Source organism: Rhizobium sp. TAL182 (assembly GCF_002117725.1).
Taxonomy (GTDB): Bacteria; Pseudomonadota; Alphaproteobacteria; order Rhizobiales; family Rhizobiaceae; genus Rhizobium; species Rhizobium esperanzae.
Genome location: NZ_CP021024.1, coordinates 2734298 through 2759255, shown reverse-complemented (window position 1 = coordinate 2759255; position 24958 = coordinate 2734298). Strand labels below are relative to the sequence as shown.

The window sequence follows — 24958 nt, the reverse complement described above, 5'->3', positions numbered from 1 at the left end:
GCGGGCATTCCCGCAGGGGCGCAACTGAGGCGTCGTTGACACCCTGTCACCCCGGAACATAATGAGAACATCTGACATTCCACCGGCAGAGAGGGTTCCATGTGCGGACGCATATTCGTCAAGACCTCGCTTGAGGAGCTGATCTGCAATTTCCCATTTGCTGTCAGGGGCGGGGATATTGACGGGCTGGGAAATCGCTTTCCCCGATGGAACGGCGCGCCGTCGCTGAATTACCCCATCATCATCAGGGACGTCGTGCGCGAGCCTGATGTAACGGGCCCCATCTTCGCGTCGGCACGCTGGGGTCTGCTGCCCTCCTGGGCCAAATCAGGCGGCCGGCCGCCGCCGGTCAATGTCCGCTGCGAGAGCATCGCTTCCAATGGCATGTTTCGCGCGGCATATGGTTCGCGCCGGTGCCTGGTGCCGATCAACGGCTTCTTTGAGTGGAAGGACATTCATGGCACGGGCAAGAACAAGCAGCCCTATGCGATCGCGATGAAGGACGGCTCCGCCTTCGCGCTCGCCGGCATCTGGGAAAGCTGGAAAGATGAGAACGGCATTTCGACCCGCAACTTCGCCATCGTCACCTGCGAGCCGAACGAGATGATGGCTGAGATCCATGACCGCATGCCTGTTATCCTGCATAGCGAGGATTATGAACGCTGGCTGTCGCCGGAGCCGGATCCGAACGATCTGATGAGGCCTTTCCCGGCCGAGTTGATGACGATGTGGAAGATCGGCCGGGGCGTCGGCTCGCCCAGGAATGACGGCCCTGAGATCATCGAAGAAGTCGAGGACGATCCGGAGCCGACGCTGCTCTAGGGCAAGTCAGGCAAGGCGGTGGCGGTCTTGCCTCCGGAATCGCTGTGATTCACCGGCTCGGGCGGGAGCCATTCACGAAACCATGCGGCAAACACATCCTCACGAGGAGAGGACGACGCATGCCAGACGATGCCGGAACGCTGTTACGGTCGTTCCTCAACAATGCCCTTCGCAGGCAGACGCAGCGCCGGATCCGGGATTTCGGCGGCTATCAGATCGGCAAGCGCCGAAAGCCTGATGTCATCAATGCGATCGCAGACGAGGTGGCGGAATTCCTCTGCACCTATCTCGACATCACGGCGAACGGCCGACCGGCGACCAGGGAAGGCGTGGTCTTCGCCATCGCCCAGGCACTGGGCAATGTGCCCGATGAGCTCGCCTACAGGCTGACATCCCGCGATGACGATGCGTGGAGAACGGTCTGTGAGTCCGTCGCCGTTTTCCTGGAAGCCTGCATGGAATTCGACCAGAAGCCCTATGACGGGTCGCTGACGGCGCGATCGAACTATAACGGTTGGAAGGACTGGGAGGTGATAGTCAGCGGCGAGAAGCCGAAGGGCAAATGGCGCCACGCCTGGAAGGAAAAGCCTGGCGACGATTTCATCGGCTTTGACGGCGAAACCTGCATGGGGCGGATCTTCAAGATCGATCTCAGCGGCTCCGACGAGCGCTGGTACTGGCTGATATCAGCCGACGGCAGCCCGCGCCGCGGCTGGCCGGCGGCCGGGTATGAGGTGAGCGCGCGAAGTGCGGCCTGTCGGGTGGAGCGGATTTATTTTGCGCTGGTGAAGGGGGAGGCGAGGATTGGTGGTGGGTAAGGTGGCTAGGCCAGTTTGATGAGGCCGGACTCGGTGCGCCGGAAGCCGCAGGCGCGATAGAAGGAAGTCAGGTGCGGCTCGAAATCGACATGCAGCCATTCGGCGCCGCGCTCGCGGGCTCCGCGTGGCCTCCCTGATCAGCCGCGTCGCGATGCCCCGGTGGCGCATGTCGGGTGAACGCAGGTGTCGAGAATGAAGGCATGAATGCCGCCATCCCGGGCGACATTGACGAAGCCGCGTGAGCGAATGAAGCATTGAAGCTTTCGAGCAGCGAGGAGATTGAATTAAAAGCGTGAACAGCTCAGATATCGCTTGAACAATTTAATAATACTCGACTAGGTTGCGTTGAATTATGGGGGTGTGGTCAATGCAAATAGAAGCGGCTGATGCGAGCTTTCTCAAGACGCAAATCGAATTCGGCGACGTAATTTTGATACTGGGGGCCGGAGCTTCGGCTGGAAGCCGCAACGCGAAGGGCGGCAATGTTAAAGTCGGTAAGCAGCTAGCCGAAGTATTGGCACGCCGTGCATCTCTTCCTTATGATGGCGAAAGCCTTAAAGATGTATTGGATGCGGTAAGGGGGGAATACCTAAGTGATCAGCAAATTTTAAGTATATATTCGGAGGAATACAGTCGAACTGTTCCGTCCTTAAGAGGCTGTTTAATTACACGTGGAAACGGGTGTATACATTTAATATTGATGATACTTTGCAAAATATTAATAGCCGGTCTGCTCAAATACGGCGTTTTTACAATGGTATGGTTGATTCGGCGTCTGAGTTTGAGGCAGATAGATTTTTGCATGTCGTACATCTCCATGGCGATATATTAAAGAAAGAGCATGGATTTATCTTTACTGAAGAAGAATATTCTAGAGCTTTAATAGGGGGTAAGCATCATTGGTATCAACGAGCTGGAAGTGATTATATATCTGCATGCCCTGTTTTTGTAGGCACTACACTATCAGAACCCATATTCAAGGCCGAAATCGAGAGAGCTAAGCGTGACGGAAAATTTGTAGCCGGACGCGGTTTTGTTATAACTCCCGAGGATCTCTCTGAGATTCAGCTGAAAAGCCTTCGTGCGAAAGGTTTGGTTCATATCAATGGGAGATTAGAAGATTTTGTGACCTGGCTAGCTTCGCAGTTTCCAGATGGGCTGAAATCAGTTGATATTTTGGAGAAGACCGCTGGCTATTCGGAGGCTGTTTTATCGACGCTCTCACACGACGATATCGCGACGGCTCATTTTTTAAGACCGATAAACGCGGTTGATACATTTAATCGTGTTAAAGGCCTATCGTCGGCCGACATTGCGCAAAAGGCGCGACAATTTCTTCAAGGTTTTAGCCCGGATTGGACTATCGCAGCCTCTGACATTCCAGTGAAGCTAGAAGGATTCTCTGATATCGAGAAAGAGTTGTCTGGCTGTGCTTCTCGGGCAGATCGAATGTTTACGGTCCTGGGACCGGCAGGCAGTGGCAAAACTACCGCAACCATGATGGCACTAGTTCAATTTGGTCTTAAAAATCCGAATACACCAATCTACGAATTGAGTAAGGATGCCGTTTCAACGACCAAGGCATTTAAGCTTCTGAATCGCCTTCATGATGGGCTGGTGATTGTATATGTCGGCGACTTATTCCTTTATGGTGATGGCTTCCGGGAGTCTATATTATCGCTGGATGCGGGGAGGATACTGGTCGTTTCGTCGTCTAGGCAAAGTGAGTGGTCCGACCATCTCGGGAGGTACTATTCGGATCTGTGTATAACTTCCGATTTCCAAAAATTTAGCCGCAATGATTTTGATCCTCTGATTGAGAAAATCCTGCAGTATGTTCCTGCTCCCCGTTTCCGAAAGATGGAGAGGGCGGATCAATATCGGGAATTGACGAGATCTAGAAGCCAGCTTCTAATTGCGTTGAGAGAAGCAACCGACTCCAAAAATTTCAATGAAATCATCGCCGATGAATATCGCAGTCTTCCCGATACTGACACAAAAAAACTTCTTCTTATTATCGGCATCTCTACGCTTGCACGGGTAGGCGTAAGTCTGGAATTAGCGCTCGAAGCTTATCAAAATTTAGCGCCGAAGCGGGAGTTTCAAAGAGCATTGGAGGCTCTCGAAGGAATTATTGCTCGATCGGAGTCTGGGCGTTTTTTGGCGCGGCACGATCTTTACATGCGACACATATTTGATGATTTGGTGTCTTTCGACGAGATGCAGGAGGTGACTAAGGCGATATTAAAGACATATGTAAAATATAGAATGCCCATAATAAAAAGCGTTTCTCGACAGGACTCCTATCTTTTCAAGTTCATACTAAATAAGGATTTTGTTTCCGAAATATCGTCCGGTACTGGGGGCAGGGGTACGGAAATATACTCAGATTTCGAAGTGGAATTCCAACTTGATGGCCATTTTTGGCTTCAGTACGGCTTATATCTCGCCGGCATCAATCGACTGGATCCTGCCATTGGGATGCTTCAGAATTCAATCCGAGCTTTTTCTGGAAATCCATTTGCGATTCATGCGCTTGCGGACCTTCAATTAAGATTGGCGCAGCAGAGGCCATATTATGATTCAACTACAAAAGATCTTATAAAGACTGCTGTAAAGACACTGAATCTGATGGATGCGCAGCCAACACTTACTATTGATGAATACCCAATAGTGACATTGTCAAAAGGGCACATTGGTGCATTGGTGAAGCATCGGCGCCAGGATGAAGCGAAAATACTTGCTAAAGAATATTTTGAGAGGCTGAAGTTGAAAGCTCGCCACACAAATAGCTCGGCAATTGAGAGTATGCAGAATCGGTTGATAAGATTCGTTACGCTCGAAGAATGGTCCTCTGATGCGCCACGACGAGACAGGCGTTCAGCAGGGCGGTTGGAGCGGCAATAGAGTAATTTTGCGAGCAGCCCGCTGAGCTACCGCCCCGGCCGCCCAGTCTTCCCCTTCGTCCGCCCCTTGCGCTTCTGCTCGCCCGCATCCTCATAGCTCCCGGCGCCTACGCGGCCGCGCACCACCGGCCGCACGTCGTCGTCGCGTTCCGGCTGGCCTTCCAGCAGTGGCGAGAAGCGCTTCGTGCTCTTTGAGGCGTCGGGCTTCTCCGGCACGCGGCCGATCACCGGTTTTTCGGTGCGGCCGACCGTCATCTCGTCGAGGTCGTTCTTGCGGAAGAGGCTCTTGCCGGCGGGGGTGGTGGGGTCGTGGCCCATTTCGTCGAGGGTCGGCTTGGCGAAGTAGGAGGGTGTGGCCCCCTCATCCGCCCTTCGGGCACCTTCTCCCCGCTGGGGAGAAGGGGATTTGCCGCGGGCCTTTCCTTCCATCGCCTTCGACTCTTCGCGCGCCATCGGATCGTCCATCGCCGCAAGTTCCACGGCCTTGAGGCGTTTGATTTCGTCGCGGAGGCGGGCGGCTTTTTCGAAGTCGAGGTCGGCGGCGGCGTCGCGCATGCTTTTTTCGAGCGCGTTGAGATGGGCCTGCAGGTTGTTGCCGACGAGGTTGCCGCCGTCGGCGAAGCCTTTACCGGAGACGCCCGAGATGTCGGCGCGGACGTGGTCGCGCTCGTAGACGGAGTCGAGGATGTCGGAGATCTTGGCTTTGACCGATTCCGGGGTGATGCCGTTTTCGAGGTTATAGGCCATCTGCTTTTCGCGGCGGCGGGCGGTTTCGTCCATGGCGCGCTGCATGGAGCCGGTGACGTTGTCGGCATAGAGGATGACCTTGCCGTCGACGTTACGGGCGGCTCGGCCGATCGTCTGGATCAGCGAGGTCTCGGAGCGCAGGAAGCCTTCCTTGTCGGCGTCGAGGATGGCGACGAAGCCGCATTCGGGAATGTCGAGGCCCTCGCGCAGCAGGTTGATGCCGACGAGCACGTCGAAAGCGCCGAGGCGCAGGTCGCGGATGATTTCGATACGCTCCAGCGTGTCGATGTCGGAGTGCATGTAGCGCACGCGCACGCCCTGCTCATGCAGATATTCGGTCAGGTCCTCGGCCATGCGCTTGGTCAGCACGGTGCAGAGGGTGCGGTAGCCCTTGGCCGCGGTCTCGCGAATCTCGCCGAGCACGTCGTCGACCTGGGTGCGGGCGGAGCGGACTTCGACCGGCGGGTCGATCAGGCCGGTGGGGCGGATCACCTGTTCGGCGAAGACGCCGCCCGACTGTTCCATCTCCCAGCTGCCTGGTGTGGCCGAGACGGCGATCGTGTCGGGGCGCATGGCGTCCCATTCCTCGAAGCGCAGCGGCCGGTTGTCCATGCAGGAGGGCAGGCGGAAGCCGTATTCGGCCAGCGTCGCCTTGCGGCGGAAGTCGCCGCGATACATGCCGCCGATCTGCGGCACGGTGACATGGCTCTCGTCGATGAAGACGATGGCGTTGTCGGGGATATATTCGAACAGCGTCGGCGGCGGATCGCCGGGGTCGCGGCCGGTGAGGTAGCGCGAATAGTTCTCGATGCCCTGGCAGGAGCCGGTGGCTTCCAGCATCTCGATATCGTAGCGGGTGCGCTGCTCCAGGCGCTGAGCCTCCAGGAGGCGGCCGGCCTTCTCCAGTTCGGCAAGGCGCAGCCGCAGCTCCTCCTTGATCGCCTTGATGGCGCCGTTCAGCGTCGGGCGCGGGGTGACATAGTGCGAATTGGCGTAGATCTTCACCGATTTCAGATCGCCGGTCTTCTGGCCAGTCAGCGGATCGAACTCGGTGATGGCGTCGATCTCGTCGCCGAACATGCTTATGCGCCAGGCCGCGTCTTCCAAGTGGGCGGGGAAGATCTCAATGGTGTCACCGCGAACGCGGAAGGAGCCGCGGGTGAAATCCATGTCGCGGCGCTTATATTGCTGGGCGACGAGATCGGCCAGCAGCTGGCGCTGGTCCAGACGGTCGCCGACATTCATCTGGAAGGTCATGGCCGTATAGGTCTCGACCGAGCCGATACCATAGATACAGGAGACCGAGGCGACGATGATGCAATCGTCGCGTTCGAGCAGCGAGCGCGTCGCCGAGTGGCGCATGCGGTCGATCTGCTCGTTGATCGAACTTTCCTTCTCGATATAGGTGTCGGAGCGCGGCACATAGGCTTCCGGCTGGTAGTAATCGTAGTAGGAAACGAAATATTCCACCGCATTGTCGGGGAAGAAATTCTTGAACTCGGAATAGAGCTGGGCGGCCAGGGTCTTGTTCGGCGCCAGGATGACGGCCGGGCGCTGCGTTTCCTCGATCACCTTGGCCATGGTGAAGGTCTTGCCGGAGCCGGTGACGCCGAGCAGCACCTGGCTGCGGTCGCCATTCTGCAGGCCCTCGACGAGATCGCGGATCGCCGTCGGCTGGTCGCCGGCCGGCTTGTACTCCGAGTCCATGCGGATGGTGATGCCGCCTTCGGATTTGTCCGGGCGGGCAGGGCGGTGCGGCGTCCAGATCTTGCCGTTCTTGTGCAGCGGGTTGCCGCTCTCGATCAGCTTCGATAGCGCCTCCACGGTGGCGGTGACTCCGCCGGGCGAGATGCTGCCGGCATCCTCGAGCGAAATGTCGAGACCCGCCACCGGGTTCAGGCCGGCGGCGGCGCGCGTCTTCGGGTCGGAGGAACCGCCGATCGAGACGCCGCGCGCGGTCTTGCTCACCGTCGCCTTCTTGTTGACGCTGACGGCTTCCGAATGCTTGCGTGCTTCGTTCTCCACCTTCTTGCGGTGCTTGCCCGCTTTCGAGGCAATCTCGCGCTGGCTCTCGACGCCGGAGGCTTCTGCATCGGCCTCCAGCTGCTTCACCCAATCGGCGACGGAGCCGGAGAGGGGGGCGCCTTCAAAGGACGATTGCGGGGCTTCCTCGAAACCATTCGAGGTCGGAGATTTTTTCGGAGCTTTGGCCATGGCGCGAATATGGAGAGAGTCAGCGCGAAAGGGAAGAGGGAAAGAGTACAAAAGGGAAACGAATGAATCGTTCGGATTGGTGAATAATGGTGAGTGCTGAGAGCTCGCATCAGCTCTTGAGCGAGTAAAGAAAAAGTCTGTGGTTGAAGGACGCGTTGCCTCCCGCAAGGCAGGCGGCAATGTTACAGCTATTGCGGGAATTTGGGGACTATTCATGAAAAAGATCATCATCGCATGCGCGGCGACGGCGGCACTCTCCGGCTGCGCCAAACGTCCTGACGCCATCGTGCAGGTCGATATTCCAATGGCGGCTTATACGAACCTCAGCTGCGAAGCTCTCGCTGCCGAACTCAAGAAGGAGCGGGCCAAGCTGGACGACTTATCGAAGCAGCAGATCAGCGCGGCGAACGGCGACGCTTTTGGTGTCTTCCTCGTTGGCGTCCCGATTGGCAGCGTTGCCGGAGGCGACAAGGAAGGCGAAATTGCCGCCTCAAAAGGCAAGGTTTCCGCTATGCAGTCCGCCGGCATGAGCAAGGGTTGCAAGCTGCCGGGTTAATGGCACGGCGCGCAGGCCGCCAGGGCGAGCGCACCCGCCTCGCCCTTCGAGGCTCCAGCCTTCGGCTTCCGGACCTCAGGATGCGGCTCTCTTCGCGCTCCCACCCGACCCCGCAGTGGAACCGTGATCGGCTTTCCGCAGTTACTTTGCAGTCCATTCAGCTTCGGGTGCGACTGCCATTAGCGACCATTCCGCCTTTTGGAAAAAACCGATTTCGATCGATCTTGATACCGGCGAACGGCTGGTTCTCCGGTCACCGCAGGACGCGCTTTACGCACTGGTCTCCGACTGGCCGGTCAATGGCGGCGTCCATCAGCAGAGGGCGATCGATTTTTGCCGTGCCTGGCTTGCCGGGCGGATGCCGGCGGAGACGGTGCGACAGGCTTTTATTCTCGCGGCGCTGGAAGCTGGCGTGGCGATCGCCGACGATGAGAATGGGACCGCAAGCTCCATTTCGAACCCTCCGGTATAAGTCGAGTGACTCAGCCATATCCACGGTTACGCAGTCACATTCGCAGGGTGAATAAGTTTTATTTTCGTGTATTGCAAATATTGTTCCCGCTGTGTTTGTAGGAATGAGCGGCGTTTATTACGCTCCGATTCTGGGAGATCCAACTGAATGATAATAAAAGTCCTTGCTTGCGCTGCCCTGCTGATGCTGGCCGGCTGCAACGCCCCTGTGTCGCAATCCGTTGCAGATTCCCAGCGGCCTCCTTCGAATGACGTCCGGCAGAACTTCATCAACATCGTATTCAAGAGAAGTTATAGACACGAAGCGGGTGAGGTCGTCTGGGCGCGCATTTCGAGCGTTGTGCTGCTTGATCCCGAAAAGAAGATCTATGCTTACTGTGTACGCGTGGTGCCCAAGCGCAGCTGGGGAGACTGGGCCTATCTCGGCGTCTCCTTCACGGATGGCCAAATCCTAGGCGCGACGGCGAATGATAATCGCTGCAAAGACAAGCGGCTGCGTTACTACCCGTTTCCTGAGATGAACGGCATGAAGACCTGACGCAAGCGCGAAGGCTCGGGCCGCGTCGCCGCTCCAGGCTTTGGCGAGCGGCGGCGCGGCTTCCCAACCTTCCTCATGCGGCGGTGCGCGGCCCGCAGGGCGGAGCCTCGAAGTACGGGCTGTGAGTTGCCGTTTGCAGCCACAGCCTTTTGGAAAAGGCCGATCTATCGACCTCGATACGGGAGATTCAACTGAATGAAGGTCAAATTCCTTGCTGGCGCTGCCCTGCTGGCACTTGGCGGCGGCCAAACCGCGGTGGCGCAATCCGTCGCAGACTCCCAGCGGCCGCCTTCCAGCGCAGTCCGACACGAGTACGTTGACGCTCTGCGGGGAACCATTAAACCGGGGAACTTCGTGAAGGCCGAGATTTCCAGCCTCGTTCTGCTTGATCCGGAAAAGCAGATCTATGCTTATTGCACGCGCACCACGGAGCGGAGCAACTCAAACTGGTCTTATATCGGCCTTACCTTGAAAAACAACATGATTGTGGACCTGTCAAAAAATGCCCCTCGCTGCCATGACAAGCGGCTGCGTTACTATGATTTTCCTGAATTACGGAACATGAAGTACTGAGGCAGAGGCGGGCTTTTGCCAACCTCGCCGGTCCCTTCCGGATGCCGTCAGAAGTGGGCCGCGCACCCCGCAGTCCGCGTAACGACGATGATCGGTGCCTCGGACCCGCTCAAGCCGCGAGGACCATCCTGACACCTTGCTCAAGCAAAAACGGCTTCCCTGGAATCATCCACTGTCGACGCCCTGCAGTACCATACGAGGACGACAATCGATCCAATGGGAACTAATAGTCCAAGAAGCTGCCACCATCCGCTTCGGTTGACGTCGTGAAGGCGTCGGGCGGCCACGGCGATCCACGGAAGAAACGTGGCCAGCGACCAGATCCGGTTCAAGGTTTCGCTCCGATCTACGACAAGCAAAGCGATGGCGACGAGAGAGACGAAGAGTGCCGAATACCAGAATTCCGATCGGCTCGCTCTGCCGCTGAAGTTCACATAGTTCTTGAAATAGCTTCCAATCGCCTGGCCGAAACCCATGGCCTGCGGCCGGTCGCCGAAGCGGTTCGGCCCAACCAGCGGTTTTCTGAAGACGAAGAACAATGGCACGCCGAACAGGATCAAGACGATCAACCAGTGATACAGAGAAAAACTGCCCATGAGAAACGCCTGCTATTAAAATAGGTTAGAGATAAGCGATGCTTGTTTCCGGAGGATTAGCCGGCCGGTAATCGACTCTGTTTCGCAATCACAGCGTGAGAAACTGCGGCTGCCATGTTGGCGGCGCGATGATGCTTTGGGTAGGCGGCAATCGCCGTCGTTCAGTGCTTGATCAGCACGCTCGCCCGCACCGGCTGTTCGATGCCCTTCAGCGCAAGCACGCGGGTTTCGGCGCCTGCCGTGCGGTCGGGAGCTTTCGATGCCGTTTCCGCCGAGATCAGGATCTCGCCGGCCGCTGCCTGGGATTCAAGTCTCGCGGCCTGATTGACGACGCCGCCGATGGCGGTGAAGTCGCTGCGGAAGCTGGAGAATTCGCCGATCTGCACCTCGCCGGAATGGATGCCGACGCCGACACCGATGGAGCGGCCGGGCAGGGCGTCGGGCGCCAGGCTATTCAGCGCGGCGGCGCAGTTTCGCTGGATCGCCTGCGCCGCCAGGATCGCCGCGGCGGCGTGATCCTTGCTGATGATCGGAAAATTGAAGATCGCCATCAGGCCGTCGCCCATCTGCTTGTTGACGATGCCGTCATGCGCCCAGATCGCCTGGGCGCAGCGATCCTGGAACAGGCTGACGATTTCGCTCAAGCGCACCGCCTCGATACGCTCGGAAAGATCGGTAAAGCCCCTGATGTCGGCGAACAGGATGGTGGCATCGACGGTGATCTGGCGCTGCTTCTTCACATATTGGAACGAGCGCTCGCAGATGGTGCAGATATCGGGATTCATCTTGCTGCGGGTGATGCCGAAGGCGCGGAAGGGAAGCGCGAGCGGGCCGCCGATCGGGATCGGCATATGCATCTGATCCCAGCAGCCGCGGCAGATCCTGGCGCTGCCATGCCTTGCCTGCTCCGTGAAGGTGGATTCTGTCGTCATGTCACGCGATCCAATGGCCGTGGTGAAGCTTCCGTCAACATGTGGCTTTTGGCAACTGTTGTGTTGGTTGAGGAGGTTTCATCGACCGCGGGCGGAGCCGTTGCGTTGGCCTGCGGACCAACTGCGCTGGCCTACGGACCAACTGCGCTGGCCTACGGACCAACTGCGCTGGCCTACGGACCAACTGCGCTGGCCTACGGACCAACTGCGTTGGCCTACGGACCAACTGCGTTGGCCTACGGACCAACTGCGTTGGCCGTGGGATAACAGACACAGTTGTTACTCCCACTGTTCGATGCCCGATGCGAAACTATCTCCGACCAATCGCGATGCACCGGCTTTCGGACAGGAGGCGCGGGAACTCGCCCTAAAGAGGAGATTGAAGCGATGACTGCAACAGCCGGGAATGGAAAGGGCGGGCAGGCCATGCAGGGGCCGCCCGTCGTGTCGCAGGCGGCCTGGGAGGCGGCTCACAGGCAACTTCTCGTGAAGGAAAAGGCGCATACGCGTGCCCGTGACGCGCTTGCCGCCGAGCGGCGGCGCATGCCATGGATGGCCGTCGAAAAGCAATATGCTTTCGAAGCGCCGAAAGGCAGGATCAGCCTGCTCGACCTGTTCGAAGGCCGGCACCAGCTCATCGTCTACCGCGCTTTTTACGAGCCCGGCGTCTTCGGCTGGCCCGAGCATGCCTGCCGCGGCTGCTCGATGGTTGCCGATCAGGTCGCCCATGTCGCCCATCTCAACGCCCGTGACACGACGCTGGTCTTCGCCTCGCGCGCGCCGCAGGCCGACATAGCGCGGCTGAAGGAACGGATGGGCTGGACGATGCCGTGGGTGACGATCACCGACGACTTCGACAAGGATTTCGGCGTCGACGAATGGCACGGCACCAATGTCTTCTACCGCGACGGCGAGCGCATCTTCCGCACCTATTTCGTCAATAACCGCGGCGACGAGCAGATGGGCGGCACCTGGAATTATCTCGACATCACGCCGCTCGGACGCCAGGAAGTCTGGGAGGATTCGCCTGCGGGCTATCCGCAGACCCCGACCTACAAATGGTGGAACTGGCACGACAGTTACGTTGCCGACGCCGAGCCCGACAAGAAATGGGTCGAGGTCTCCGATGCCGGTGAAGCGGCGTTCCGGGAGGAAAGCGCCAAGGGGAAATCCTGAGCCGCGTTCAGGATCAGCTCTCATTCTTGTACGGTCGACACGGACGGTGAGGAGGGAATCACCCGTATTCACTCCGTGCGGCAATTGCCGCTTTCCCGATGCCGGAACGATGCTGCCATCGGCTGGTTCCTCGACAAGGGCCAGTGATAGGGCGGGCGATCGCTTTGGCGTTGAGCGCCGCATCTTGGAAAACTTATGAAAAAAACTCCCGTCCGTTATCGTACCGGGACGGGCGCGGCTGGAACTTTGTCGTGCGCGCTGTGTTTGAGGTCGGCTCACAGGAGAAGACGATGCCGTCCTTCACGCAACCGCACTCGGCCCCGCGCAATTTCCAGTTCCCCGGTGAACAGCGGCAGGGCGACCCGACGATGGGGACGATCAATGCCGAGCTTGCCGACAAAGGCTTTCTAGTCACCAGCACCGACGAACTCATCACCTGGGCGCGCACCGGCTCGCTGATGTGGATGACCTTCGGTCTTGCCTGCTGCGCCATCGAGATGATGCAGATGTCCATGCCGCGCTACGATGTCGAGCGCTTCGGCGTCGCCCCGCGCGGAAGCCCGAGGCAGTCGGACCTGATGATCGTGGCAGGTACGCTGTGCAACAAGATGGCGCCTGCGCTGCGCAAGGTTTATGACCAGATGCCGGAACCGCGCTACGTCATCTCCATGGGCTCCTGCGCCAATGGGGGCGGCTATTACCATTATTCTTATTCCGTCGTGCGCGGCTGCGACCGAGTGGTGCCGGTCGACATCTATGTTCCCGGCTGCCCGCCGACGGCCGAAGCGTTGCTCTACGGCATTCTACTCCTGCAGCGGAAGATCCGGCGCAACGGCAGCATCGAGCGGTAGCTGCCGATGCCCTTACCGAATTGCTTACCATTTTTCGCACGTCCCTCCTTTGCGGGGGAAACTTTCGAGCGGGAGTTGCGTTTGGACGGTGACCGGGGATGTGTCCACCGGCGAGCCTGGAGGAGGGATCCATGAAAGTCATGATCGTTGAAGACGAGGGCCTCATCGCCCTGGAGCTCGAACGTATCGCGCAGGATGCCGGACACCAGACCGTCGGACCGGTTTCGACCGTTGAGCAGGCCCTCGCCTATGCTCCGAAAAGCGACGTCGCGCTCGTCGATCTTAGTCTCGCGGACGGGGTCAGCGGCGCGCAGCTTGCCCGCCGGCTGATCGACCGCTACGGCATCGATGTCATCTTCGTCACCGGCAGTCCGGAGAATGTCGGAAATGGCATGGAAGGTGCACTCGACATCATCCCCAAACCCTTCACCGACGACAGGATCGCCAGCGCGCTCTCGCGGGCACAGGCTTTGCGCAGGGACTTCGATGGCAGCAATGCCGTCCTCTGACCGCCCGGCTGTCGAAGAGATCGAGGCGTCTGGCAACAATGTCAACCTCGAGGTCGCCTGATGAAGCATGCGCTCATTGCCGTTCTATCGGCGCTGACAGCCTGTGCCAGCGCGGCCGGCGAACCGCAGGCGGTTCCCGGTAGTCTCACCTATGGCGGAAAGGTGATTCATTCGCCGTATCGCGCGGGAACGGTTGTCAAGAACACCTTTCTCGGCCAGTTCGGCTACCGCGTCTTCGAGACCTATGTCGTTCAGCCGGACGGCACTCTCAAGCTGACGTCGCAGAGCACCGGACCGGATTTTCTTTGGCAGTGACGGGAGGCATACGGATCTATGGCAATATGACCGCCAGGTCATCGTTCGCGCCATTCCCCGCGTTCAGCCGCGTGGCGGCGAGGTCGATGAAGGCCTTGACCAAAGGCGACAGGTGCTGACTGCTGGGGTAGACGACATGCAGGCCGCCGGTCGGCGTCGTGTAATCATCAAGGACGCGGCGCAGTCGGCCGTCCGCGATGCAGGCCTCGGCGAGGCCATGCGGCAGTTGCGCGATACCGTAGCCGGCAATTGCAGCGGCCATGACCGCCTGCATCTCGTTGGCGGCGAACCGTCCCGATACCGTGACTGTTTCCCGGATGTCCGCGCTCTCCAGCACCCAGGGCACATTGGCCGCCGACGGACCGGCGATGACGCAGTCGTGGCCGGTGAGGTCCGCCGGCCGACCGGGCGTGCCGCAGCGGGCGAGATAGTCCGGGCTGGCGCAGAGAATCCTGTAGGTCGAGCCGAGCTTGCGGGCGATCAGCGTCGAATCTTCCAAAATGCCGGTGCGGAAGGCGAGGTCTATGCCGTTCTCGATAAGATTGAGCCTGTCGTCGGTCAGGCGCAGTTCGACCTTGGTCTTCGGGTAGGCCGCGAGGAAGTCGACGATCGCAGCGGCGAGGAAATGGCCGCCGAAGCCGACGGGCGCGGAGATGCGGATCGTGCCGGCTGGCTCGGCCCGCGCCTCGGCCAGCCGAAGGTTCGCCTGCTCGAGGGTGCGAAGCGCCTCACTGCTCTCCTCGTAATAGAGGCGTCCCGCATCCGTCAGCCTGAGGCTGCGGGTGGTCCGCTGCAGGAGCCGCACGCCGACCTCGCGCTCAAGCGCGGCGATACGGCGGCTGACCGTCGTCTTCGGCATGGCGAGCAGGCGGGCGGCGGCGGTGAAGCTGCCGGCCTCGACGACACGGGCGAAGACGACGATGTCGTTGAGATCGAGCATTGTATTCACCAGTGGCACGATGTTTCTCAATCTTAGGCCATTATGGTTCAATGCGGCAAGTCTTACCTCTGGCTCATCGCCAAACGACAAGGAGCAGAGACATGAGCAAGCCAAGAAGCGTGTTGGTAACGGGCGCGACCGGACAGCAGGGCGGCGCGGTCGCCCGCGCATTGCTGGCGCGGGGCCACCGCGTCAGGGCGATCTGCCGTAGACCGGAGAGCGACAGCGCCAGGCGCCTGGCCGCGGCGGGAGTCGAAGTCGTCGCCGGTGATCTCGACGATGCCGGGTCGGTGACGCAGGCTGCGAGCGGTGTCGACACGATGTTCCTGATGGGCAATAGCTACGAGGCCGGGACGGATGCGGAAACCCGCCAGGGCATCACCGCCGCGAATGAGGCGAAGGCTGCCGGTATAGGGCACCTGATTTATTCCTCCGTCGCCGACGCCGACAGAAAGACCGGCATTCCGCATTTCGACAGCAAGTTTCTGGTCGAGCAGCATATTGCCGGGCTCGGCATTCCCTATACGATCAGCGCGCCCGTCGCCTTCATGGAAAACACCGTGGCGGCGTGGGCTATCGACGGGCTGCGCCAGGGCGTCTACGCCGCAGCCCTGCCGCCCGGGCGCGTGTTGCAGCAGATCTGCCTTGCCGATATCGGCGCCTTCGTTGCGGCCCTGACCGAACGGCGCGAACAGGTGTTCGGCAGGCGTTTCGACATTGCCGGTGACGAATTGTCCGGCGAGGAGCAGGTGAAAGTCCTGTCGGAAGTGCTCGGCCGTCCGATCGGCTATCAGGAATTGTCGATTGCCGCGATGCGGCAGCAGAGCGAGGATGCGGCGCTGATGTATGAATGGTTCGACCGCACCGGCTACGACGCCGACATTCTCTCCCTTCGCCGCGATTTTCCTGACGTTGGCTGGCACCGTTACGCCGATTGGGCAGGCGGGTTTGATTGGAGCGTTCTGCACAAGGCTGGCGGCTGACGCGTTCCGCGGCGGTTGACGGGCGGCAGATCCTTGGCGCAGGGCCGAGGATGAGGGAGAAGGAGATCCGGCGGACCGACAGCGATTATCCGCTTGCGGCCGCCGGCGGCACGTTCATAATCAGCCACGGTCCTTTGGGGGAGGAGGCTTCAATGCCGTCGAGTTTTCATGTCGAAAGTGCGGATGGTTATGAGCGGCTGATGGGCCGGTGGAGCCGGAAGCTGGCGCCGATGCTCATCGATTTTGCCGGGCTGGCGGATGGCGATCGCGTGCTCGACGTCGGCTGCGGCACCGGCAGCCTGGCGTTCACGCTTGCGCAAACGCCCGGCCTGCGGGAGATCGCCGCCATCGATTATTCTCCTGTCTTCGTCGAGGCGGCGAAACGGGCCAATACCGATCCACGCATATCGTTCCAACAGGCGGATGCTTGCTCCTTGCCTTTCGAGGACGGCCGTTTCGACAGGGCGATTTCGCTGCTGATGCTGCATTTCGTGCCGGAGGCGGGCAAGGCGGTGGCCGAGATGGCTCGCGTCGTCCGCCCCGGCGGCGTGGTCGCCGCCGCCGTCTGGGACCATTACGGCGGTATGTCAAACATGCGGATGCTGTGGGATACTGCCGTCATGCTCGACGAGGACGCGCTGCCGCTGCGCCGCCGATATTGTTTTCAGCCGATGATGCGGCCGGGGGAAATGAAACAGACCTTCATCGCGCAGGGCCTTTCCGATGTCGAGGAAACCTCGCTCCTGGTGCGGATGGACTATCTTTCCTTCGACGATTATTGGCAGCCGATCGCAGCCGGCGAAGGGCCGCTCGGCAGGTATGTTGCGGGACTCGAGCCGGACAAGAAAAAGGCCGTCGACGCCGCCATTCGGGCCGCCTATGAGGCCGGCGAGCCGGATGGGCCGCGATCGTTCGCTTCGGTGGCGTGGGCGTGCCGGGGCAGGGTAGCTTGAGACGGTCGGCCGGATGCGCCTGTTGCGATGAAGAGGCGGTGCGGCGGCGAAAAGATGCAAGGAGCAACGTTGAGGCGCGTGCTTCGAGGCTCCGCCCTTTTCGGGCTGCGCACCTCAGCATGAGGAAAGCTGGAGGATGTCGCCAAGGCCAGAGAGAGCCTCATCGCGAGGGGCGTTGGCGGGAGCCGCGTTTGAAAGCGCTTGCTGAATGAAAGACCGGGGCCGTCGGCGGGTTGAAACTGAAGCCGCCTACGACAATAAATCGGAGCATCCTTCATCTTCCGCGCATGAAACCTGAGCCTTTTCAGTAGATTACAAATCGTCCATGTCGTGATATCGCCGCATTTCCTGCAGATTCCCGTCGCAATCGGCTGTCAGCCTGTCACCATCAAGTGATCAGGAGGTGATCGGGCATGAGCCTCTCTTTCCCGACGATGGCGGCGATCCGGTTCGGTTATGGTTTCCGGCCGGGCGAGGTGGCGCCGCAAAGCAAGGACGAGCTGATCGGGCAGTTATCCAAAGGCGCGGCGGCAACGCCGGATTTTCCGCTCGGCGGCCCCGACATGCGTCACCGGGCGATCCTCAGCCTGCAGGACCAGCTGAAGCAGATCCGGGAAGATGCCAAGACGGTCACTGACGATCCGACGCGGCGCGAGATGCGTAAGGCTGTGCAGCGCCAGGCGCAGCAGCAGTTTCAGCACGATGCGAACCTGCGGCTGATGCAGGCGGTGCTGTCGCCCCACGGCTTTTACGAGCGGCTTTCGACCTTCTGGACCGATCATTTCTCCACCAGCGCCAACAAGAGCCTGCCGATGCGCCTTATCGTGCCGCTCTACGAAGCCGAGGCAATCCGGCCGTTCATTTCGGGCAGGTTCGGCGATCTCCTGCGCAGCGCCACCGCTCATCCCGCCATGCTGATCTACCTCGACCAGGCGGATTCGCTGGGGCCGGATTCGGCCGGCGGCGTCAAGCGCAACAAGGGGCTGAACGAAAATCTCGGACGCGAGCTCCTGGAACTGCACACGCTCGGGGCCGGCAGCGGCTATACCCAGGCGGATGTTACCGCCGCGGCCATGGTGCTGACGGGACTCACTATCGACCGCAAGGAGATGGATATCGCCTTTCGGCCGAACATTTCGGAGCCCGGCGAGCATCAGGTGCTCGGCGTCAGTTATGGCGGGCGCCGGCGCTCGCGCGAGGATTATCTCGACATGCTCGACGACCTCTCGGTCCATCCGAAGACGGCGGCGCATATCAGCCGCAAGCTCGCGGTGCATTTCGTCTCCGACCAACCAGACGAGGGGATGGTCTCTGATATGGCGGCCGCGTGGAAGAAGACGGATGGCGACCTCACCGCCGTCTACACCGCCATGCTCGACCATCCGGCCGCCTGGCAGAACGAGGGCGCCAAGGCGCGCCAGCCGTTCGATTTTGTTGTTGCCGGTCTGAGGGCGCTGAATGCGGGGCCGGTCAACGGCGTCGTCGGCAGCTTCCTGGCAGCCAATCAGCAGGGAACGGACGAGGGCGATATGGCTGCTAATACGCCTGGCATGGCGGGAGCGCCAGTGACGACGGATCCCGCCGGAGAGGCGAGGGACAAGCGGCTCAAGGCCTTTCGGGCGGCGCGGGCATTGGGGCAGGGGGCGCTGAAGCGCATGGGCCAGCCGATCTGGCTGCCGCCGAGCCCTGCCGGTTTCGAGGAAGGCTTTTCCGCCTGGATCACCGGCAGCCAGCTCGCCGAGCGTCTGGCCTGGGCAAGGCGGGCCGCGGCGCAGTTCGGCCGCGACGAGGATCCGCGCGCGTTCCTGAGATCGACGCTTGCCGATGCCGCGCGCGACGAGACGATCCGCGTGGTGTCGCAGGCGCCGAACAAGGTCAGCGGTTTGACGCTGGTGCTGGCATCGCCGGAATTCAACCGCCGATAGGAGGCTCCCAATGAACCGGATCTTGCTTTCCCGCCGCGGCTTTCTGACCTCGGCCTGCTGTCTTGCCGCCGCCCCCGCCTTCACGCCGGTCACCTTCGCGGCGATGCCGGGCGATAATCGTTTCGTTACCATTGTGCTGCGCGGCGCGATGGACGGGCTCGACCTGGTGCAGCCTTACGGCGACGCCGGTTTTGCCGCGCTCAGGCCGACCCTGGCGCTGACGCCGGACAGCGGACTTCTCGATCTCGACGGGCATTTCGGCCTCAATCCCGCCGCCGCCGACCTGATGCCGCTCTGGAAGAGCCGAGAGCTCGCCTTCGTCCATGCTGTGTCGACGCCCTATCGCGACCAGCGCAGCCATTTCGACGGGCAGGACATGCTTGAATCCGGCGGCGAACATGTCGCCGAGGAAAAGACTGGCTGGCTGAACCGGGCGCTCGCTGTCATCCCCCGCTCGGATGCGCGCAAGGCGATCGACGTCCACACGTCGACGGAGCTGATCCTCTCCGGGCCGAACAATGTCGACGTCTGGGCATCGGATTCCAATCTGGCGCCGGCGCGTGACGAGATGCAGTTCCTGGCGCGGCTCTATGCCGGTGATCCGCCCTTCGCCCAGGCACTTGCCGAGGCGACGCGCGCCGACGGCGCTGCGATGATGATCGAGCCGGACGGCGAGCGCGGCGAGAAGATCGGCGACGTCGCGGCGCTCGCGGCCAACATGCTGAAGGGCGATTACCGCATCGCCAGCTTCTCGATCACCGGGTGGGACACCCATATCGGCCAGGCCGGCCAATTCAAGCGACCGGCAGGGGATCTCGCTCAGGCGATCAACACGCTGAAGACGACGCTCGGGCCCGAGATCTGGGCAAAGACGGTGGTGCTTGCCATGACGGAATTCGGCCGCACCGTTCGCCAGAACGGCTCCGCCGGCACCGACCACGGCACCGGCGGCTGCGCTGTCCTTGCCGGCGGCGCGATCAACGGCGGCCGCATCCTCGGCCGCTGGCCGGGGATCGGCGATGGCCAGCTGCTCGACGACCGCGATCTGATGCCGACGGCCGACGTGCGCGAGGTGGCGGCGGCGATGCTCTACCGGCAGTTCGATGTCGGTGTGGACGATCTGACGGGGAAGATATTTCCCGGGCTGGGCTTTGATAAGGGATCACAGTTTTTGAAGGTGTGAGAGGGGCGGGACGGCACGACGACCAGCCCTCATGGTGAGGAGCCCGAAGGGCCGTCTCGAACCACGGGGGCGGGTGGCTTGGCGTCACGCCAGCATCCGGACTCGGCGAAGCGGAGGCCAGCCCCGTCCTTCGAGGCCCCTGCGGGGGCACCTCCAGGATGAGGCTGGAGAGAGGGCGCGACCTTCCAGCAAGGTTTGAGAATTTGCCGCTGCCCGGCCCCTCGCTTTCGCTCAGGGCGTTCGGCCCTGCAATCGATTCACCGGATCGATCGCTCCCGCTTCGCGGGACCGGGCCTCACTCCAACACATCATAAAGCCTGAAGATGAAGCTCACCTGGTAGAGCAGGTTGGCGATGACGAAGATTGTGTGGAAGCGGCGGTTCGCGGTCCAGGCGGCGAGGGCGCAGAGCAGGATGTAGACGATGTTACGGGCGGGATATTCCCAGCCGAGCGAGAGGATGCGCTCCGGACCTTTGATCGCCGTGTCGAGGATATCGACGGCGTAGATCAGGCCGAGGACGCCGAAGAACCATTTACGCCGCGAAATGAAATATTCCTCGTAGCCGCCATATTCATCGAGGCTCGCCGGGAAGAGCAGGGCGCAGAGCAGGAAGAACAGGCTGCAGAAGCAGACGAGGAAGAGATAGATGCCGAAGCCGATGACGGGCACGGCCTGCAGGCGATATTCCCACCACCAGATATGGATGATGAAGAGGAACAAGGACAGCGCCCAGCCGAGATGGACGACATAGACCCGCGCCTTGGCCGGGTGTTGGACGATACCGGCCACGCCGGTCAACAGCCTGGCGAGCGAAAGGCTGATGACCATGCCCATCACCACCTTGATATGAAGGAAGACCTCCGGCGAGCTGACCGTTTCCATGGTGTCGATCCCGGCCTGTCACTCCTCGGGGACTTGCTTGGGCTTGCCCTCTTCGTCGAGTGCCACCATGATGAAGGTGGCGGCGGTGACCTTTTCCATCTTGGCATAACGCGAGCGGTGCGCCCAGGCTTCGACGATCAGCGTAATCGATGTGCGCCCGACGCGGTCGATATCGGTATAGACCGAAAGCGTATCGCCGATCTTGACCGGCAGCTCGAAGGCCATTTCCTTGACGGCGGCGGTGACGACGCGGCCTTTGGCGCGCTCGGCGGCACGAATACCGGAGGCAAGGTCCATCTGCGCCATGACCCAGCCGCCGAAAATATCGCCGGCCGGATTGGCATCGCCCGGCATGGCGAGCGTGCGCAGCGTCAGTTCGCCTCGCGGCTTGGCGGCATCGGTCATGGAAGTTTCCTTCAGGCTGGGTGTTACGATTCTGCAGCCACGTTAGGCGAACTCGTTGCGTGGACCAATCCCTTTCGGTGCCAGCGAAGGCGGCGGTGCAAATATCGCGGCCGTCATCGAGCTGAAATCTCATTCGATTTCAGCGGGTTGAATTTTACAACCGCCACTTCACCTTACGTTATTTAACCGCATTCTAATAAAACTTTACGCTCCAGTAATTCCGGTGGTTCACAATGAAAGCGGTCTCATATCCAAGAATCGCCGGGAACCCTCATGCGTAACGTCAAGATTTCCACCCGTCTTTACTGCCTCGTCGGCTTCACGCTTGCCGTGCTCGCGGCGACGATGGTCTTCTTTCTGAACTATTCCTATTCCGAGCTGGAAGCGGAGCGGAAGGCCGGGCTGGAGAAGATGGAGGCGACAGCTCTCGGCATCTTCGACAAATATTACAAGATGGAACAGGCTGGTACGATGACCCGTGAGCAGGCGCAGGCGGCCGCCAAGGACGTGATCGGCGCCATGCGCTACGGCGCCGACGGCTATTTCTGGATCAATGACATGCGCCCCGCTATGGTGATGCATCCGATCAAGCCGCAACTGAACGGCACCGATATCTCCCAGATGAAGGACCCGACCGGCAAGTTCCTGTTCGTCGAGTTCGTCAACAAGGTGAAGAAGGACGGCAAGGGCTTCGTTGATTATTACTGGCCGAAGCCGGGCGCCGACGAGCCGGTGCTGAAATATTCCTATGTCGCCGGTTTCGAGCCTTGGGGCTGGATCGTCGGCACCGGCGTCTATGCCGATGACCTGGCGGCGCTCTATCGCCAGAATGCGATCTGGGCTGCAGCGCTCTGCCTGCTTGGCGCGGCCGCCACCATCGCGATCGCCTATGCCATCGTCCGCAGTGTGACGGCGCCGATTGCCCGACTGAAGACGGCGATGAATGCGATTGCCGCCGAGGAAGCATCGGTCGAGATCGCCGGCGCTGACCGTCGCGACGAGATCGGCCAGATGGCCAAGGCGCTGCTGGTTCTGCGCGACTCTGTCGACGAGCGTAGCGCATTGCGCGGACGCGAAGACGAAAGGCAGCGCCAGATCGAGGACGAGCGCCGTGGCAACGAGGCGAGCCTGCGCTCGGCTTCCGAGCGGCAGAGCCGCGCGATGCAGGCGCTCGGTGTCGGCCTGGAGAAGCTTGCAAGCGGCGATCTGACGGTTTCGATCGGCGATATCGGTGACGACTACGCGAAACTGCGCAGCGACTTCAACGCGGCCGTCGATGCGCTGAACGGCGTCATCCATGCGATCGCCGAATCGAGCCGCGTCGTCAACGACAGCGCGTCCGACATCAGCGAGGCGACCGGTAATCTGTCGAGGCGCACGGAGCAGCAGGCGGCCGCACTCGAAGAAACGGCCGCAGCGCTCGACGAAATCACCGCGACGGTCAAGACCGCATCCGAGCGGGCGAACGAGGCGCGCGAGATGGTGGCCGAAACCAAAGCAAGCGCCGGCCGCTCCGGCGACATCGTCCGCAACGCCGTAACCGCGATGGGCCGGATCGAGGAATCCTCGAGCCGCATCAACCAGATCATCTCTGTTATCGATGAGATTGCCTTCCAGACGAATCTTCTGGCGCTGAACGCCGGCGTCGAGGCTGCGCGGGCCGGCGAGGCGGGCCGCGGCTTCGCCGTCGTCGCCCAGGAAGTGCGCGAACTTGCGCAGCGTTCCGCCAATGCGGCCAAGGAGATCAAGGAACTGATCAGCCGGTCGGCTGCGGAAGTCGAGGGCGGGGTTGCGCTGGTGCGCTCGACGGGTGACGCGCTGCTGGAGATCGAAGCGCTAGTCAACCAGGTGAACGACCATGTCGCCTCGATCGCGACGGCGGCGCGCGAGCAGTCGACGGGGCTCAACGAGATCAACAGCTCCGTCAATCACATGGACCAGATGACGCAGCAGAACGCGGCGATGGTCGAGGAGACGACGGCGGCCAGCCGCACGCTTGCCGACGAAAGTACGCAGCTGAAGACGCTGCTTGCGAATTTCCGCCTGCGCGAGGCGGGGCGTCCGACCGAAACCCGATACACACGGGCAGCATGAAAAACAGCAAAGATCAAAGGCCGGGCGACCGGCCTTTTTCAATTCCCACCGCCTTCAGATTGTGCCGGTAAGTTTTCATTCACCGTTTTTAATTAAAATTGGACCGAGTTTTTTCGGTCACTCTGCGGCCGGCCCATGGAAGCGATAAGAGTATGGCGTTTGTTTCCTTTCCGCGGCGAGCCTTCCTGCCCGTGCTGCTCTCGGCGGCGCTGACCACCTGTTCGATCAGCGATGGGCTGGTGCCGCCGGCCAATGTCGACAATGGCACCCGGGTCAGTTCGATTTCACCGTCTCGCGGTGCCGCGCGTATGGCGCGTGCGGAGCGCCTTGCGCCGGCGGAAACTCAGGCCTCTTATCCTGTTTCCGGCGGGCCTGTTGGCAGCAGTCAGGGCTCGGTCGATTATCTCGATACGCCGAACCTTGCCGGCGCCGGGCACACGGCACAGGCGCCGCAGACGCTGGCCGCGCCGGAATCCCATGGCCGCAAGCTGCCGATGATCGACAGCGACGAGGCGCTGGCGGCAGGCCAGCCGAACGGCAACTGGGGCGGCACGCAGAACCTTGCTGTCCCGTCCGGCGGTGTGAACATGGATGAAGAGCTCGGGGCCGAACCGGTCGTCGGGCTGGCGCAGGAACAGCAGCAGCAGATCGCCGAGGGCAACGCCAGCGAACCTGTCGTCGACGGCATCGGCACCGACAGTCCGGCTCAGATCAATCAGCCAGTGCGCCAGTCCGCACCCCGGGCAATGCCGCAGCCGGCAGCCCAGGCCGAGATGAGCCGAGCTCCCGCCTGGAATGACGGCCGCCCTGTCTTGGAGCCGACCCGCGTTCCCGAAGAGGACGAGAGCGAAGAAGTCGCGATGCTCCGGCCGAACAATCCGATGATGAGCGAGCCCGCAGCACCGGTCGACCCGAGCGTCATGCCGGCTTCCGAGCTCGCCTGCCGGCGCGAACTGAAGCGTATGGGCGTGCTCTTCGACGAGAAGCCGCCGATCTCGCAAGGGCCGGCCTGCCAGGTCCCTTATCCGGTCTCGCTAAAGGGCCTTTCCGGCAATATCGGCGTGCAGCCGGCGGTGACGCTGAATTGCCAGGTGACGCTCGCCTTCGCCAAGTGGGTGAAGAACGAGTTGGCGCCGTCGGCCCGCTTTCGCTACTGGAGCGGCATCAAGACGATCCAGCCGCTCGGCGGCTATTCCTGCCGGCGCATGAACAACAGCCGGCAGAGATATAATCCGATGTCGGAACACGCCCGCGGGAATGCTATCGACGTCGGCAAGTTCGTGCTGAAGAACGGCCACGCGATCGACGTGCGCAAGAAAGGCCTGTTCTCCTATCGCGAGGGCCGGCTCTTGAAGGCGGTACGCACCGATAGCTGCCGCTATTTCAACACGGTGCTCGGGCCGGGCAGCAACCCGGAACACTGGAACCACTTCCACTTCGATCTGCGCTCCCGCAAGAGCGGCAAGGTCTATTGCGACTGAACTTGTGGCATTGTCGGAGAGAGGCGCAGTCACGCTGCATGACGTCCGCCGGCAGAAAAGGGTTCATCCCCGCCGCCGGGCGCGCTA

At 61.0% G+C, this 24958-nt stretch carries 23 protein-coding genes and 2 pseudogenes; 18 read left to right on the top strand and 7 right to left on the bottom strand.

The features are described 5' to 3' along the window. Positions 1-99 precede the first annotated feature (99 nt). On the top strand, positions 100-822 hold the full coding sequence (locus Tal182_RS13875; RefSeq protein WP_085859785.1) for an SOS response-associated peptidase: 723 nt from the start codon (positions 100-102) through the stop codon (positions 820-822). A gap of 119 nt (positions 823-941) precedes the next feature. After that, a complete protein-coding gene (locus Tal182_RS13870) occupies positions 942-1640 on the top strand; it encodes a hypothetical protein (protein WP_085859784.1) in 699 nt (232 codons plus the stop codon). Positions 1641-1645: 5 nt separating this feature from the next. Here Tal182_RS13870 and Tal182_RS13865 read toward each other — a convergent pair. Continuing rightward, positions 1646-1876, bottom strand: a pseudogene (locus Tal182_RS13865) (GNAT family N-acetyltransferase); the annotation flags it as partial. A 445-nt stretch (positions 1877-2321) separates the two neighbouring features. Here Tal182_RS13865 and Tal182_RS13855 point away from each other — a divergent pair. Beyond that, on the top strand, positions 2322-4547 hold the full coding sequence (locus Tal182_RS13855) for an SIR2 family protein (RefSeq protein ID WP_125461482.1): 2226 nt from the start codon (positions 2322-2324) through the stop codon (positions 4545-4547). 26 nt (positions 4548-4573) lie between these two features. Here Tal182_RS13855 and uvrB read toward each other — a convergent pair whose 3' ends face one another. Then, positions 4574-7507, bottom strand: coding sequence for an excinuclease ABC subunit UvrB (uvrB, locus tag Tal182_RS13850; protein WP_085859781.1), 2934 nt, complete (start codon positions 7505-7507; stop codon positions 4574-4576). A 214-nt stretch (positions 7508-7721) separates the two neighbouring features. On the opposite strand from uvrB, the gene Tal182_RS13845 reads away from it, so the two are divergent. The 4 genes from Tal182_RS13845 to Tal182_RS13830 all read left to right on the top strand — a co-directional run bounded on the left by Tal182_RS13845 (position 7722) and on the right by Tal182_RS13830 (position 9645). Further along, the gene (locus tag Tal182_RS13845; RefSeq protein ID WP_085859780.1) at positions 7722-8063 is read left to right on the top strand and encodes a hypothetical protein; all 342 of its coding nucleotides are present in this window, start codon (positions 7722-7724) and stop codon (positions 8061-8063) included. A 178-nt stretch (positions 8064-8241) separates the two neighbouring features. Next, positions 8242-8535 carry a DUF982 domain-containing protein gene (locus tag Tal182_RS13840; RefSeq protein ID WP_348628994.1) on the top strand — a complete coding sequence of 98 codons (294 nt, stop codon included), beginning with the start codon at positions 8242-8244 and terminating at the stop codon, positions 8533-8535. 147 nt (positions 8536-8682) lie between these two features. Continuing rightward, on the top strand, positions 8683-9072 hold the full coding sequence (locus tag Tal182_RS13835; protein ID WP_085859778.1) for a hypothetical protein: 390 nt from the start codon (positions 8683-8685) through the stop codon (positions 9070-9072). 195 nt (positions 9073-9267) lie between these two features. Continuing rightward, complete coding sequence (locus Tal182_RS13830; RefSeq protein ID WP_085859777.1) at positions 9268-9645, top strand: hypothetical protein; 378 nt, start codon at positions 9268-9270, stop codon at positions 9643-9645. Positions 9646-9785: 140 nt separating this feature from the next. On the opposite strand, the gene Tal182_RS13825 is transcribed toward Tal182_RS13830, so the two are convergent. Together Tal182_RS13825 and Tal182_RS13820 are read right to left on the bottom strand one after the other, a co-directional pair. Next, positions 9786-10241: a DUF805 domain-containing protein gene (locus Tal182_RS13825; protein WP_085859776.1), complete on the bottom strand. Its 456-nt coding sequence runs from the start codon at positions 10239-10241 to the stop codon at positions 9786-9788. Between the two features lie 161 nt (positions 10242-10402). Continuing rightward, a complete protein-coding gene (locus Tal182_RS13820) occupies positions 10403-11173 on the bottom strand; it encodes an adenylate/guanylate cyclase domain-containing protein (protein ID WP_085859775.1) in 771 nt (256 codons plus the stop codon). A 387-nt stretch (positions 11174-11560) separates the two neighbouring features. On the opposite strand from Tal182_RS13820, the gene Tal182_RS13815 reads away from it, so the two are divergent. The 5 genes and pseudogenes from Tal182_RS13815 to Tal182_RS13800 all read left to right on the top strand — a co-directional run bounded on the left by Tal182_RS13815 (position 11561) and on the right by Tal182_RS13800 (position 14024). Continuing rightward, entirely contained in the window at positions 11561-12349 is a 789-nt protein-coding gene (locus Tal182_RS13815) for a DUF899 domain-containing protein (RefSeq protein ID WP_085859774.1), read from the top strand. A 33-nt stretch (positions 12350-12382) separates the two neighbouring features. Beyond that, positions 12383-12496 (top strand): annotated as a pseudogene (locus tag Tal182_RS32745) (DUF4087 domain-containing protein); the annotation flags it as partial. Between the two features lie 143 nt (positions 12497-12639). After that, the gene (locus Tal182_RS13810; protein WP_064810629.1) at positions 12640-13200 is read left to right on the top strand and encodes an NADH-quinone oxidoreductase subunit B; all 561 of its coding nucleotides are present in this window, start codon (positions 12640-12642) and stop codon (positions 13198-13200) included. A gap of 131 nt (positions 13201-13331) precedes the next feature. After that, positions 13332-13709 (top strand): response regulator, encoded by a 378-nt coding sequence (locus Tal182_RS13805; RefSeq protein WP_085859773.1) that lies wholly within the window; start codon positions 13332-13334, stop codon positions 13707-13709. Positions 13710-13769: 60 nt separating this feature from the next. Beyond that, entirely contained in the window at positions 13770-14024 is a 255-nt protein-coding gene (locus Tal182_RS13800) for a hypothetical protein (protein ID WP_085859772.1), read from the top strand. Positions 14025-14040: 16 nt separating this feature from the next. On the opposite strand, the gene Tal182_RS13795 is transcribed toward Tal182_RS13800, so the two are convergent. Continuing rightward, on the bottom strand, positions 14041-14964 hold the full coding sequence (locus tag Tal182_RS13795; RefSeq protein WP_085859771.1) for a LysR family transcriptional regulator: 924 nt from the start codon (positions 14962-14964) through the stop codon (positions 14041-14043). Positions 14965-15065: 101 nt separating this feature from the next. Here Tal182_RS13795 and Tal182_RS13790 point away from each other — a divergent pair, with 101 nt between their 5' ends. From Tal182_RS13790 to Tal182_RS13775, 4 genes are all read left to right on the top strand, one after another. Continuing rightward, positions 15066-15947: an NmrA/HSCARG family protein gene (locus tag Tal182_RS13790; protein ID WP_085859770.1), complete on the top strand. Its 882-nt coding sequence runs from the start codon at positions 15066-15068 to the stop codon at positions 15945-15947. 152 nt (positions 15948-16099) lie between these two features. Continuing rightward, positions 16100-16900 carry a class I SAM-dependent methyltransferase gene (locus Tal182_RS13785; protein ID WP_085860934.1) on the top strand — a complete coding sequence of 267 codons (801 nt, stop codon included), beginning with the start codon at positions 16100-16102 and terminating at the stop codon, positions 16898-16900. A gap of 413 nt (positions 16901-17313) precedes the next feature. Further along, positions 17314-18825: a DUF1800 domain-containing protein gene (locus tag Tal182_RS13780; RefSeq protein WP_085859769.1), complete on the top strand. Its 1512-nt coding sequence runs from the start codon at positions 17314-17316 to the stop codon at positions 18823-18825. A 10-nt stretch (positions 18826-18835) separates the two neighbouring features. After that, positions 18836-20008: a DUF1501 domain-containing protein gene (locus Tal182_RS13775; RefSeq protein WP_085859768.1), complete on the top strand. Its 1173-nt coding sequence runs from the start codon at positions 18836-18838 to the stop codon at positions 20006-20008. A gap of 295 nt (positions 20009-20303) precedes the next feature. Here Tal182_RS13775 and Tal182_RS13770 read toward each other — a convergent pair whose 3' ends face one another. Both Tal182_RS13770 and Tal182_RS13765 read right to left on the bottom strand, forming a co-directional pair. Next, positions 20304-20891 carry a hypothetical protein gene (locus tag Tal182_RS13770; protein WP_085859767.1) on the bottom strand — a complete coding sequence of 196 codons (588 nt, stop codon included), beginning with the start codon at positions 20889-20891 and terminating at the stop codon, positions 20304-20306. An 18-nt stretch (positions 20892-20909) separates the two neighbouring features. Beyond that, on the bottom strand, positions 20910-21296 hold the full coding sequence (locus Tal182_RS13765; RefSeq protein WP_064803309.1) for an acyl-CoA thioesterase: 387 nt from the start codon (positions 21294-21296) through the stop codon (positions 20910-20912). 273 nt (positions 21297-21569) lie between these two features. Between Tal182_RS13765 and Tal182_RS13760 the strand changes: the two genes are divergently transcribed. Beyond that, entirely contained in the window at positions 21570-23390 is a 1821-nt protein-coding gene (locus tag Tal182_RS13760; protein ID WP_085859766.1) for a methyl-accepting chemotaxis protein, read from the top strand. 152 nt (positions 23391-23542) lie between these two features. Then, positions 23543-24871 carry an extensin family protein gene (locus tag Tal182_RS13755; protein ID WP_085859765.1) on the top strand — a complete coding sequence of 443 codons (1329 nt, stop codon included), beginning with the start codon at positions 23543-23545 and terminating at the stop codon, positions 24869-24871. The last annotated feature ends 87 nt before the right edge of the window (positions 24872-24958 follow it).